Genomic DNA, 11,874 nt, shown 5'->3' with positions numbered 1-11,874 from the left:
GCACTGCCCTGAACACATCCTCGAACATGGCGTCGGTCAGGCGCCCGTGTGGGTGTTGTAGCGGGAGCAGTGATAGCTGTCGAACAGCGTCACCCCATCCCCCAGGTCGTGCCGGGCGGCGTGGCCGAAAGGGTGGGCTGCCTGGCGCAGGCCGAAGGTGCGGATGACACTGGTGTGGGAGACGGAACCCAGGGCCACGATGGCCTTGAGATTGGGCATGGCATCCAGTTCCGCCACCAGGAAGGGGCGGCACTTATGCGACTCCTCCGGTGTCGGCTTGTTTTCCGGCGGCACGCAGCGCACGGCGTTGGTGATGCGGGCATCGAGCAGGGTCAGGCCGTCGTCCGCCCGTTCCAGGTACTGCCCCCGGGCGAAGCCGAACTTCAGCAGGGTGGCGTACAGCAGGTCGCCGGCGTAATCGCCCGTGAAGGGGCGGCCGCTGAAGTTGGCGCCGCGCAGACCCGGCGCCAGGCCCACCACCAGCAGACGGGCGTCCAGGCCGCCGAAGGACGGCACTGGTCCGTTGAACTTGTCGGGAAAGGCCGCGCGGTTGCGCAGGCGGTAATCCACCAGCCGGGGGCAAAGCGGACAATCATGCCCCGGCGGCGTCAGGAACTGAGTCATGGGAAGCGGCGCCCGTTACGTGTCGTGTGGGCGCCGGATATCATTCCATTGGCGTGGTGTCGAGATGCTGGGCGTGGTCCACCGGCGGGCGGGGGGCGTGGGCGCGGGCGATGTCGGGCGCCAGATCCATCAGCTCGATGAAGTTGTCGGCCTGGCGGCGCAACTCATCGGCGATCATGGGCGGGGTTGAACGCACGGTGCTGATCACCGAGACGCGCACGCCCTTGCGCTGAACCGCCTCCACCAGCCGGCGGAAGTCGCCATCGCCGGAGAATAGCATGATGTGATCCAGATGCTGCGCCATCTCCATGACGTCGATGGCCAACTCAATATCCATGTTGCCTTTGATCTTACGGCGCCCGGACGCGTCCGTGTATTCCTTGGTCGGCTTCGTGACCATGGTGTAGCCGTTATAGTCAAGCCAATCGACCAGCGGTCGGATAGGCGAGTACTCTTGATCCTCGACCAGTGCCGTATAGTAGAAGGCGCGGATCAGGCGGCCCTTCTTTCCACAAAAATTCAGCAGGCGCTTATAGTCGATATCGAAGTTCAACGCGCGGGCGGCGGCGAACAGATTGGCGCCATCAATAAAAAGAGCGAGCCGCTCCTCCGGGTAATGCAGCATTTTTATATTCCTTGAATATGAATTGGACAGTAATGCAACGAGCGCAATTATCAGTAGCGTGCCGGCTTTCCCCGGCCAAGACAAGCTCTTACATAAAGTGAATGGGTTAACGGGTTCAAGTGAGATATGGTCGCGGCCATGAGGTTTAAAGACGCATCCCCCATTTGGGGGGTGCCAAAAGCGAAATTCGGCGGAATTTAGGCCGATCGAGTATGTGTGGCCCGGACGGAAGGGGCTGTCGGCGGCCCCTTGAGGATGGCCCGTCGCGACGGGAGGGGATGGGATGATTCTGGTCGGTGTGGGCTCCAACCTGTCTGTCTCCGGAATCGGTGGTCCGCCGCAGGTGGTGGTCGCCGCCGTACGGGCGCTGGCGGCGGAGGGCTTGGCCGTCGTGGCGCAATCACCTTGGTATCGCAGCGCGCCGGTACCGGCCTCCGACCAGCCTTGGTACGTCAACGGCGTCGTGGCGGTGGAGACCGACTTGGACGCGGCTGCCCTGCTGACGCTGCTGCACCGGGTGGAGACGGCGTTCGGCCGGGTGCGCCGGGAGGTGAACGAGGCGCGGGGGTTGGATCTGGACCTGCTGGACCACCACGGCCAGGTGCGAACGGAGGTGCCCGTGCTGCCCCATCCCCGCATGCACCAGCGCGCCTTCGTCCTGTTGCCCCTTCGCGACCTGGCGCCGGGATGGCGTCATCCGGTATCGGGCCTGGATCTGGCCGCGTTGATCGCCGCGCTGCCGCCGGGCCAGGTTACGGAACCGCTGTGATCGCGGCGGGTGGACGTCCGCCGCGATAGGTGACGGGGGCATCGCCCTGGCCGATGCTGGCCTCAGGGATGCTCGATGTCGCGATGCAGGGGGGCGAGTTTGGCGAGCAGCTTGTTCTGCGCGGTGAACGGGACCTGATGTTTGTCCATGGCGTCTTGCAGGTCCTCCACCAGGGCGTTGAAATGCTCCCGCGTGATCGGGGGCAGGCCCTTGTGCGCGGATGCCATGTCCAACCCCTTATAATGACACGGGCCTTCCAGCGCCTGGCAGAACTGGTCAACCAGTTGAGCCTTGATGCGCGTTTGGTTCGCCTTCTCGAAGAACGGCCGGGTGCGGGAATCCGCCAGTAGGTTCGCCATGAAATCCTCCATCAGGCTTTGCAAGCCAGCCTTTCCACCGAAGGCCTGGAAGGTCGCGTCATCGGCGCGGGCGCCGTCAACGGGACCGACGCACAGGGTGAGGGCCAGGGTGAGAGCGGTCACGGCCGCGCGGAGGGAAATCCCGGTGAACATCAGGTGAGGGCGCATGGATAGAATCCTTGAATGATTTTAGAAGCCAACCTGCAGCGACAGGTAGGCGGCGTTCTGATGGTCGCGGATGACGATGTTGCCCAAGGGGGCGAACGCCACGGTGACCGAGATGTTCTTGGTGGGGACCCACGCGACGAACAGGTCGTACCAGTCGTCCTCATGGGCGATGGCCAGGTTGTCCGGCTTCTTGCGGTACTCGGCCCCGATGAGGAAATCGCGGGACAGCAGATAGGCGACACTGCCCTCCGGCTCGACATGGTAGCTGTCGTCCTTGCCGCCGAACCCCAGGATGCCGATCTGGTTGGCCTTGGTGAAGCGCACCGTGGCGTCGACCAGCAGGCTCTGCGCCAGGAACAGTTTTGTGGCCGATACGTAGAAATCGGTGCCGCCGTCATGCCGGGCGCCGATGGCGCGCAGCACGGCCCCCTGGTCGTTGTGCTTGTACTGCGCGCCCACGGCGATCTGGGGCAGCCAGCTGTCCTGTTCCAACACGGCGTCGCCCGCCAGGCGCACCTTCGCGCCCACGATGGTCTGGTTGAAGGTGTACCCCTTGCCCAGGCCCAGCAGGCCGCCGACGTCCTCAGTGTTGAAGGATTGCCGGGCCACGGTTAATTCCACGCGATTGGCGATGCCAACCAACGCGCCATAGCTGTTCAGGCTGTAACTGCCGGATTGCACCCGGGTATAAAAGGCGTTGGCGCCCACCTGACCGGCGGTGTCGTAGCCACCGATGACCGCCCATGGCGTCAGGCCACCGCCGGCGGCTCCCTCCAGTTGGGTTACGCCGCCGGTCGCCAGCAGTTTCCCGCCGGTGTCGTTGGCAGCGGCGGGGCTGACCAGGCCGGCAAGCAGTAAAAGCCCGCCAAGACTGGCCGGGAGGAGTGAATAAGCACGCATCGCTTTCAAAAGCTCCGTCGCGTTTCAGAAGGATCATCCCCCTTACGCCGCACAATTGAATTTGGATGCACACTCATCCAACGTTCGGTTTCCAGCGTAGATGGGGGGACACGACTTGGGCGTGTCACGGGGACGGAGGTGGGGCGGTGACGGGGACGAGCAGTCTTGAGGTTTTGATGGGCCGCGTCGCAGAGGGCGACCAGGGCGCGCTGCGCCAAATCTATGAACGCGAGGCGGCGCGGCTGCATGGCATCGCCTTGCGCATCGTGCGCCGGCCGGAGGTGGCGGCGGACGCCTTGCATGACGCCTTCCTGCAGATCTGGCGTAACGCCGGGGCCTTTAGCACCGGCATGGGATCGGCGCCGGCCTGGATGACATCCATCGTCCGCTATCGGGCCTTGGACGCCGCCCGGCGCATGGGACGGGAAAGCCTTACTGACACCATCCCAGATGCCGCCGATGACGCCCCGGATCCCCTGCGGGCCCTGGAGGATGCGCGCGACGCCGCGGGCGTGACGCGTTGCCTGCAGAGGTTGGATGAGAAAAGCCGCCGCGCCATCGTTCTCGCCTTCGTGGAGGGGCTGTCGCATGGGCAGGTGGCGGAACGCCTGGCGACCCCGCTGGGCACGGTCAAGTCCTGGATCAGGCGCGGCCTGTCCTCCTTGAAGGAGTGTCTGGCGGCATGATTCCCGATCACCCTGAAGAGTTGGATGCACTGGCCAGCGAATACGTGTTGGGAACGGCGAACGCCGACCAAGCCCGGTCCGTGGCGGAAGCGCTGAGCACCCATCCCAATCTGCGCGCGGCCGTGATGGCCTGGGAAAGCCGCTTGCTCCCCCTGGCCGCCCTGGCCCCGCCCGTGGCGCCGTCGACCGACCAGTGGCCCCGGATCGAAGCCGTCTTGAACGCTGAGTCGGAACCAGCGGGACGCCCGGCTGGCAGGGGGACGGTGCATGTTCTGCGGCGCGCCTGGGGCTCTCCCGGCGTCTGGCGGTGGTCGACGGCAGCCGCCGCTGCCCTGGCGGCGTCCCTGGCCTGGTTCGCGGTGGTGCCGGAGCGTGCGCCCCGCTACCTGGCTTTGATGGCGGCAGAGGGGCAGAGCCAGCCGGCCTGGCTGGTGGAGAGCCGTAGCCGCGGAACCGTGGAATTGACGCCGCTGGCGGCCGGGAAGCCCCCGGCCGGCAAGGACCTGGAATTGTGGAGCATCACCAAGGGCGCCGCTCCCCGGGCCGTTGGCTTGGTTCAGGCCGGAAAGCGGCTGCCGTTGCCGCGGACGACATTGGCGGGCGGGGCTGTCGTGCTGGCCATCAGTCTGGAGCCCAAGGGCGGATCGCCCACGGGGGCGCCCACCGGGCCGGTGCTGTACACGGGTGAGATGCGGCGGGTGGACTGATCCACCCCGGCAGCCCCCGATGGCGCAGCCATCGGGGGAATTCCTGAAGGCGGCGCGTTACGGCGCCGCCTTTACCACGTCCACGACCACTTCCATGCTGCTGTGCAGGTCGCAGCCGACGATCACCTGGCCCGCCTGGGTGAAGGTCTGCGACCGTTCCTGGCCTGGCTGCTCCAGGTCCAGGTCGAACGGGAACAGGGGAGTGTGCGAGACGACATGGTGGGGGACGACGTCCTCATTGCGAAAGATGACGGTGTCGCCGACCATGATTTTGATCTGGGCGGGGACGAAGGCGCGGCCTTTCTGGGTGACGACAACCGTTGCCGCCTTCGCGTCGAAGGTCGAGGACAAGGCCGCCACCAGGGCGAGGCAGCCGCAAGAAATGGCGAGATAGGCGCGCATGGATGTCTCCAATCCGAAGGGTGGTCGTCTCCCGGTTCGGGCGACCTTCCGCATTACGGCGCGGGCGGTCCATTGGATGCGGGGCGTTTGCATTTGAATGGGACCTGGCGACGTTTTCCCCGCAACGCCTTCGCGCGTGGCATCCATGTCACAGAGTGGGGGCGGGGAATGTCGGCTTCCTTGCAACCGGGAAACCGGCCCCTTATAACTATGGGATGGTGTTCAGTGCCCCTATTCCCGGCACCCATTTCGTTGTTGGAGTGAGCAAGGTATGGCCCGCGTTACCGTTGAAGATTGCGTCCTGAAGGTTCCGAACCGGTTTGAGCTGGTGATGATGGCGGCCCAGCGGGCGCGGGACGTGGCGGCTGGCGCGCCGCTGTCGGTCGATCGCGACAACGACAAGAACCCGGTCGTGGCGCTGCGCGAGATCGCGGACGAGACGGTGGTGCTGGACCACTTGAAGAATTCCCTGATCAAGGGGCATCAGCGCGTCCAGGAGCAGGATGAGCCCGAGGAAGAGATCATCGAGCTGATGGCCGGTGAGCAGGCCTGGGCCGTGCAGGGCGCCGCCGGTGAGGACGACGACCTGGGTGGCGAGGGTGAGGCCGCCGAGGATCTGGCGCAGGGTGACGACCTCGGCGACGACGAGGGCATCTGAGCCGGTGGTGGGGCAGGTCGTGCGTGAACGTCCCGTCCCCCTTGGTCTTTCTCTTTCGGGCCGCTCCCTGATTCCAGGGCTTGGGATCGCGGGAGCCGTGCTTGCCAAGGCCGCCCCCGCCCAGGGTGCCGGCCGGGCAGGTCGCCCATGATGCGTCAGTATGAATTGGTTGAGCGGGTCCGCTCCTATGATCCCAACGCGGACGAGGACAAGCTCAACCGTGCCTACGTCTTCTCCATGAAGGCGCACGGGTCGCAGAAGCGCGCTTCCGGCGACCCTTACTTTTCCCACCCGCTGGAGGTGGCGGGGCTGCTGACCCAGCTGAAGCTGGACGGCGCCTCCATCATCACGGCGCTGCTGCACGACACGGTCGAGGACACGCTGACCACCTTGGACGAGGTGCAGCGCCTGTTCGGGCCGGAGATCGCGCGGCTGGTGGACGGCGTGACCAAGCTGTCGCGCATCGAGCTGCAGAACCTGGAGAGCGACCAGTCCAAGCAGGCGGAGAATTTCCGCAAGCTGGTGCTGGCGATGTCGGAGGACATACGCGTCCTGCTGGTGAAGCTGGCCGACCGCCTGCACAACATGCAGACGCTGCACTACCTGTCCAAGCCGGAGAAGCGCAAGCGCATCGCCCGCGAGACGCTGGAGATCTACGCGCCGCTGGCCGAGCGCATCGGCATCCAGCGCTGGAAAGACCAGTTGGAAGAGCTGGCGTTCAAGGAACTGAACCCGGACGCCTATGACAGCATAACCAAGCGCCTTCAGGATTTGGAGGAGCAGGGGGCTGGCCGCGTCGACCGCATCATCCATGAACTGGTCGACACCCTGCACGAGAACGGCCTGTCCAAGGCCACCGTGTCGGGCCGGCGCAAGGCGCCCTATTCCATCTGGCGCAAGATGCAGCGCAAGAACGTGACGTTCGAGCAGTTGTCCGACGTCATGGCCTTCCGCGTCACGGTCGATTCCATCGAGCAGTGCTATCAGGCATTGGGTGTCATCCACGCCCATTATCCGGTGGTCCCCGGCCGCTTCAAGGACTACGTCTCCACGCCCAAGCCCAACGGCTATCGTTCGCTGCACACCACCGTCATCGGGCCGGAGCGCCAGCGCATCGAGGTGCAGATCCGCACCGCCGAGATGCACGAAGTGTCCGAGCTGGGTGTGGCCGCGCACTGGGCCTACAAGTCGGATGGCAGCAGCCAGCCCAAGACGGAAGGCCGCCAATATCGCTGGCTGCGTGAACTGCTGGACATCCTGGAGCACGCGGTCCGGCCGGAAGAGTTCCTGGAGCACACCAAGCTGGAGCTGTTCCAGGACCAGGTGTTCTGCTTCACGCCCAAGGGCGACCTGATCGCCCTGCCGCGTGGCGCCACGCCGGTGGACTTCGCCTACGCCGTGCACAGCCAGATCGGCGACACCTGCGTCGGCGCCAAGATCAACGGCCGCATCCAGCCGCTGCGCAGCCAGCTGCAGAATGGCGACCAGGTCGAGGTCGTCACCAGCAAGGCGCAGACGCCGTCGCCGGACTGGGAAAACTTCGTCGTCACCGGCAAGGCCCGGGCGCGCATCCGCCGTTACATCCGCACCCAGCAGCGCGCCCAGCATATCGAGCTGGGCCGGGCGATGATCCAGAAGATCTTCCGCCACGAGGGCTATGATTATACGGACAAGGCGCTGGACGGCGTCCTCAAGATCTTCCAGTACCAGTCGGTCGACGACCTGATCGCCGCCATCGGCGCCGGCCTGGCCGGGGCGCGGGACGTCTTCAACGCCGTCTTCCCCGGTCACAAGGTGGTGCAGCAGGTCACGCCGGATGAGAAGATCATCCAGCTGACGCGCGGCAAGACCAGCAAGCCCAAGGGCAAGGACAGCCCGCTGCCCATCAAAGGCCTGATCCCCGGCATGGCCGTGCACTACGCCCGCTGCTGCCACCCGCTGCCGGGTGACCGCATCGTCGGCATCGTCACCACCGGCAAGGGCGTCACCATCCACACCATCGACTGCGAGACGCTGGAGAGCTTCCACGACAGTCCGGAGCGGTGGATCGACGTCTCCTGGGATAACGACGCCGACGGCGATGAGAAGGTGGGCCGCATCACGGTGGTGGTGGCGAACGAGCCGGGCAGCCTGGGCACGGTGTCCACGGTCATCGGCAAGAACGCCGGCAACATCACCAACCTGAAGATCACCCACCGCACGACCGACTTTTTCGAGATGCTGATCGATATCGACGTGCATGATGTGAAACATCTGACCAATATCATCGCCGCGCTGCGGGCCACGCCAGTCATCAATTCCGTCGACCGGGCGCGGGGCCGCTGAGGGCCATGGCGGAAACAACGCAGGGGAGGGGTCGTCCGTCTTCTGTGGGGCGAACGGCCTAGACGAAGGTTATACGGCGCTGGCATGGCGCCGCGCCCAGGTCTAAAACAGTGCAGGTTTGCCGGGGACCGCCATGCCCCGCCATTCACCCAAAGGCAGAAGGCTAATGTTCCGCCGACGTGAAAAAAGGCCGTTCGCCAAAGCCGTGAAGGAAACCTTCTGGCCCCGGATGGGCTGGCGCAGGGCCAGCCGGTATTGGATGCACCGCGTGGGCCGTGTGCCGGGGACTCCCTATGGCATCGCCGCCGGGTTCGCCAGCGGCGTGGCCATGGCCATGACCCCCTTCATGGGCGTGCATTTCCCTTTGTCCATCGCCCTGGCCTGGCTGTTGCGCGGGTCCATCGCCGCTTCGCTGCTGGGCACGCTGTTCGGCAACCCGGTCACCTGGCCCTTCATCTGGCTGGCGACCTATCGCCTGGGCTGCTTCGCCCTGCATATGCATCCACACGGCGATGGCCCCATGGAACTGTCGTGGAGCGTGCTGCGGCATAGCGCCTGGCAGGTGGTGGCACCCATGACCGTGGGCGGCTTCCTGTCCGCCGCACTGACCTGGCCCCTGGTTTTTCTGGTGCTGCGACCCGTGATCGCGCGTTACAAGCATCACCGCATCGCCGCCAGCCACCAACACCCGGTCCTGGCGCATGAGCCCAGGCCGGCCGGAGATTGATATGACGTCTGAATCCCAGAGCCAGCGCTTGCGCCTGGGCGTCAACATCGACCACGTGGCCACCATCCGCAACGCGCGCGGCGGCGCCCATCCGGACGTGCTGCGCGCCGCCCACCTGGCCGCCGATGCCGGGGCGGACGGCATCACCGCCCACCTGCGCGAAGACCGCCGGCACATCCGTGACAGCGATATCGATCGTCTGATGTCGGAGATTTCGCTGCCCCTGAACCTGGAGATGGCGGCGACGGAGGAGATGCTGGCCATCGCCCTGCGCCATCGCCCCCACGCCGCCTGCCTGGTGCCGGAGCGCCGGCAGGAGCGGACGACCGAGGGCGGGCTGGACGTGATCGGCGGCTATGACCACCTGGCCCCCATCATCGGCCGGCTGAACGACGCCGGCGTGCGGGTGTCGCTGTTCGTCGCCCCGGAAAAGGCGCAACTGGATGCCGCCCGGCGTATCGGCGCCCCGGTGGTGGAACTGCACACCGGCCGCTATGCCGACGCGGAGGATGCGGACGAGGTCGCGGCGGAACTATCGCGCCTGGCGGTGGCGGCCGACCATGCCGCCGCCATCGGCCTGGAATGCCACGCCGGCCATGGCCTGCGCTTCGACAACGTCGGGCCCGTGGCCGCCTTGGGGCCGGTGCGGGAGCTGAACATCGGCCATTTCCTGGTGGGCGAGGCCGTTTTCGTCGGGCTCGAGGCCGCCATCCGCCAGATGCGGGCGCTGATGGACCAGGCCCGCTAATGTCCCTTGGCGCTATCCAGCCCGGCGGCGTCATCCTGGGCATCGGCAACGACCTGATCGACATCACCCGCATCGAAAGGACGCTGGCGCGCTTCGGGCAGCGCTTCGTCGAGCGCGTCTTCACCGACGTGGAACAGGCGAAGTCGGACCGCCGGGCCAAGTCCAACGGCCGCGCCGCCAGCTACGCCAAGCGCTATGCCGCCAAGGAGGCGTGCTCCAAGGCCTTGGGCACCGGTTTCCGCGAGGGCGTGTTCCATAAGGACATGGGCGTCGTCAACCTGCCCAGCGGCCAGCCGACACTATGTCTCACCGGCGGCGCCCTGGAGAGGTTGCGGGCGATCACGCCGCCGGGCATGGTGGCCCGCATACACCTGACGCTGACCGATGAGCCGCCGATGGCGGAAGCCTTCGTCATCATCACGGCGACACCCGCGCCGGCCGACGACGGTATCGCTTGAAAATCCTGGTGGGATCGCTAGATCGGTGCCACCCACTCCATGAGGTTGTTTCGTTCCATGAGCCAGAATGATCGCGTCGGCCGCGCGGCCACCCAACCGCAGGCGGAAAGCTGGGGCGACGTGGTGCGGACGGTCATCTATGCCCTGGTGATCGCGCTGGGCGTGCGCACCGTGGCGTTTGAGCCGTTCAACATCCCCTCGGGCTCCATGATCCCGACGCTGCTCATCGGCGATTATGTCTTCGTGTCCAAGTTCAGCTATGGCTACAGCCGCTTCTCCCTGCCGCTGGGGCTGCCGCTGTTCCACGGCCGCATCATGGGCAGCGTGCCGGAACGGGGCGACGTCGTCGTCTTCCGCCTGCCCACCGACACCAGCCAGGACTACATCAAGCGCGTCATCGGCCTGCCCGGCGACCGCATCCAGATGATCGACGGCATCCTGCACATCAACGGCGAGCCGGTGAAGCGCGAGCGGATCGACGATTACACCATGGAGACCCCGTTCGGCCGGCAGAGCAGCGTGCCGCGCTATATCGAGACCCTGCCCAACGGCGTGAAGCACACCATCATCGAAATCATGGGTGACGAGGGCGGGCTGGACAACACGCCGGTCTACACCGTGCCCGAGGGCCACATCTTCTGCATGGGCGACAACCGCGACAACAGCCAGGACAGCCGCGTCCTGAACGTTGTCGGCTACGTCCCGCTGGAGAACCTGGTGGGCAAGGCCCAGTTCAAGTTCTTCTCGCTGGAGGAGGGCGTGCGCTTCTGGGAAATCTGGAAGTGGCCGACGGGCATCCGCTTCAGCCAGATCTTCAACAAGGCGCATTGACGCCATGGGCGCCCCCGCCGCTCCGCCAGACACCGGCGGTGCCGATATCGCGACCCTGGCCCAGGCCCTGGGCCACACCTTCACCGAGGTGCGCCACCTGCTGGAGGCGGTGACCCATCCCAGCGTGGCCGGCATCGGTCGTGGCCCCCGCGCCGCCTCCGGCCATTATGAACGGCTGGAGTTCCTGGGCGACCGCGTGCTGGGGCTGGTCATCGCCACCTGGCTGCTGGAGCGTTTCCCCGAGGAGAACGAGGGCGGCCTGGCCAAGCGCCATACGGCGCTGGTGCGCGCCGAGGCCCTGGCGGGCGTGGCCGAAAGCCTGGACCTCGGCCGCTATCTGCGTCTCGCGCCGGGGGAGGCCGATGGTGGTGGCCGCGCTAAGCCCGCCATCCTGGCGGACGCCTGCGAAGCGGTGATCGGCGCCCTTTACCTGGATGGCGGGCTGGACGCGGCCGCCGCCTTCATCCGCACGCATTGGGCCGGCCGCATCGATGCCGCCGAACTGCCGCCGGTGGAGCCCAAGACCGCCCTGCAGGAATGGGCGCTGGCCCGCAGCCTGCCCTTGCCGGTCTATGAGCAGGTGTCGCGCACCGGCCTGGATCACGAGCCGGTGTTCACCGTGCGCGTGGCGGTGCAGGGCAAGGGCAGCGAGATGGCCAGCGGCCCGTCCAAGCGCGCGGCGGAGAAGGCTGCAGCCCTGCAGCTGCTGAAACGCCTGGAAGCGCCCTGACCAGCGAGGGCGCCCCGATCACGCGGAGCGCACGTCATCCAGGAAGCGGCTGATGGCGGTCGCCAGCGTTTCGGAGCGATGGGTCAGGCCCTGAGCGGCGCCGGACAGGTCGTGTGAGGCCTCGGTGGCGCCAGTGGCACCGCGCAGGACGCTTTCC

General features: G+C 66.3%; 15 protein-coding genes. 10 read left to right on the top strand and 5 right to left on the bottom strand.

Annotated elements, in window-relative coordinates; translation table 11 throughout:
* Positions 1–36: 36 nt before the first annotated feature.
* Both I55_RS14815 and I55_RS14810 read right to left on the bottom strand, forming a co-directional pair.
* Positions 37–624, bottom strand: coding sequence for a uracil-DNA glycosylase (locus I55_RS14815; RefSeq protein WP_199902599.1), 588 nt, complete (start codon positions 622–624; stop codon positions 37–39).
* Between the two features lie 40 nt (positions 625–664).
* Positions 665–1,249, bottom strand: coding sequence for an NYN domain-containing protein (locus I55_RS14810; RefSeq protein WP_044561359.1), 585 nt, complete (start codon positions 1,247–1,249; stop codon positions 665–667).
* 283 nt (positions 1,250–1,532) lie between these two features.
* On the opposite strand from I55_RS14810, the gene folK reads away from it, so the two are divergent.
* A complete protein-coding gene (gene folK / locus I55_RS14805; protein ID WP_044561358.1) occupies positions 1,533–2,018 on the top strand; it encodes a 2-amino-4-hydroxy-6-hydroxymethyldihydropteridine diphosphokinase in 486 nt (161 codons plus the stop codon).
* Between the two features lie 62 nt (positions 2,019–2,080).
* Here the strand turns inward: folK and I55_RS14800 are convergent, their stop codons facing one another.
* Together I55_RS14800 and I55_RS14795 are read right to left on the bottom strand one after the other, a co-directional pair.
* A complete protein-coding gene (locus I55_RS14800; protein ID WP_044561357.1) occupies positions 2,081–2,545 on the bottom strand; it encodes a group 1 truncated hemoglobin in 465 nt (154 codons plus the stop codon).
* Positions 2,546–2,566: 21 nt separating this feature from the next.
* A complete protein-coding gene (locus tag I55_RS14795) occupies positions 2,567–3,445 on the bottom strand; it encodes a DUF3034 family protein (protein ID WP_044561356.1) in 879 nt (292 codons plus the stop codon).
* Between the two features lie 176 nt (positions 3,446–3,621).
* Between I55_RS14795 and I55_RS14790 the strand changes: the two genes are divergently transcribed.
* Together I55_RS14790 and I55_RS14785 are read left to right on the top strand one after the other, a co-directional pair.
* Positions 3,622–4,131 (top strand): sigma-70 family RNA polymerase sigma factor, encoded by a 510-nt coding sequence (locus tag I55_RS14790; RefSeq protein WP_044561355.1) that lies wholly within the window; start codon positions 3,622–3,624, stop codon positions 4,129–4,131.
* Positions 4,128–4,838: an anti-sigma factor domain-containing protein gene (locus tag I55_RS14785; protein ID WP_044561354.1), complete on the top strand. Its 711-nt coding sequence runs from the start codon at positions 4,128–4,130 to the stop codon at positions 4,836–4,838. Before I55_RS14790 ends, I55_RS14785 begins: the two co-directional genes overlap by 4 nt.
* Positions 4,839–4,895: 57 nt before the next feature.
* Here the strand turns inward: I55_RS14785 and I55_RS14780 are convergent, their stop codons facing one another.
* Entirely contained in the window at positions 4,896–5,240 is a 345-nt protein-coding gene (locus tag I55_RS14780) for a plastocyanin/azurin family copper-binding protein (RefSeq protein ID WP_049974146.1), read from the bottom strand.
* Positions 5,241–5,511: 271 nt separating this feature from the next.
* Between I55_RS14780 and rpoZ the strand changes: the two genes are divergently transcribed.
* The 7 genes from rpoZ (at position 5,512) to rnc (ending at position 11,717) form a co-directional block, all read left to right on the top strand.
* On the top strand, positions 5,512–5,898 hold the full coding sequence (gene rpoZ / locus I55_RS14775; RefSeq protein WP_044561353.1) for a DNA-directed RNA polymerase subunit omega: 387 nt from the start codon (positions 5,512–5,514) through the stop codon (positions 5,896–5,898).
* A 147-nt stretch (positions 5,899–6,045) separates the two neighbouring features.
* Positions 6,046–8,223 carry a bifunctional (p)ppGpp synthetase/guanosine-3',5'-bis(diphosphate) 3'-pyrophosphohydrolase gene (locus I55_RS14770; RefSeq protein ID WP_044561352.1) on the top strand — a complete coding sequence of 726 codons (2,178 nt, stop codon included), beginning with the start codon at positions 6,046–6,048 and terminating at the stop codon, positions 8,221–8,223.
* A 133-nt stretch (positions 8,224–8,356) separates the two neighbouring features.
* A complete protein-coding gene (locus I55_RS14765) occupies positions 8,357–8,950 on the top strand; it encodes a DUF2062 domain-containing protein (protein WP_148293745.1) in 594 nt (197 codons plus the stop codon).
* A 1-nt stretch (position 8,951) separates the two neighbouring features.
* Positions 8,952–9,698, top strand: a complete 747-nt coding sequence (locus tag I55_RS14760) for a pyridoxine 5'-phosphate synthase (RefSeq protein ID WP_044561351.1) — start codon at positions 8,952–8,954, stop codon at positions 9,696–9,698.
* Entirely contained in the window at positions 9,698–10,156 is a 459-nt protein-coding gene (acpS, locus tag I55_RS14755) for a holo-ACP synthase (protein ID WP_044561350.1), read from the top strand. Before I55_RS14760 ends, acpS begins: the two co-directional genes overlap by 1 nt.
* Positions 10,157–10,213: 57 nt before the next feature.
* Positions 10,214–10,987: a signal peptidase I gene (lepB, locus tag I55_RS14750; protein WP_044561349.1), complete on the top strand. Its 774-nt coding sequence runs from the start codon at positions 10,214–10,216 to the stop codon at positions 10,985–10,987.
* 4 nt (positions 10,988–10,991) lie between these two features.
* A complete protein-coding gene (rnc, locus tag I55_RS14745; RefSeq protein ID WP_044561348.1) occupies positions 10,992–11,717 on the top strand; it encodes a ribonuclease III in 726 nt (241 codons plus the stop codon).
* Positions 11,718–11,874: the final 157 nt, after the last annotated feature.

This window comes from Azospirillum sp. B4 (genome assembly GCF_000333275.1).
In the GTDB taxonomy this organism is placed as follows: Bacteria; Pseudomonadota; Alphaproteobacteria; order Azospirillales; family Azospirillaceae; genus Nitrospirillum.
Note: the sequence above shows the minus strand (reverse complement) of the source record. Positions and strands in the feature narration are given on the sequence as shown.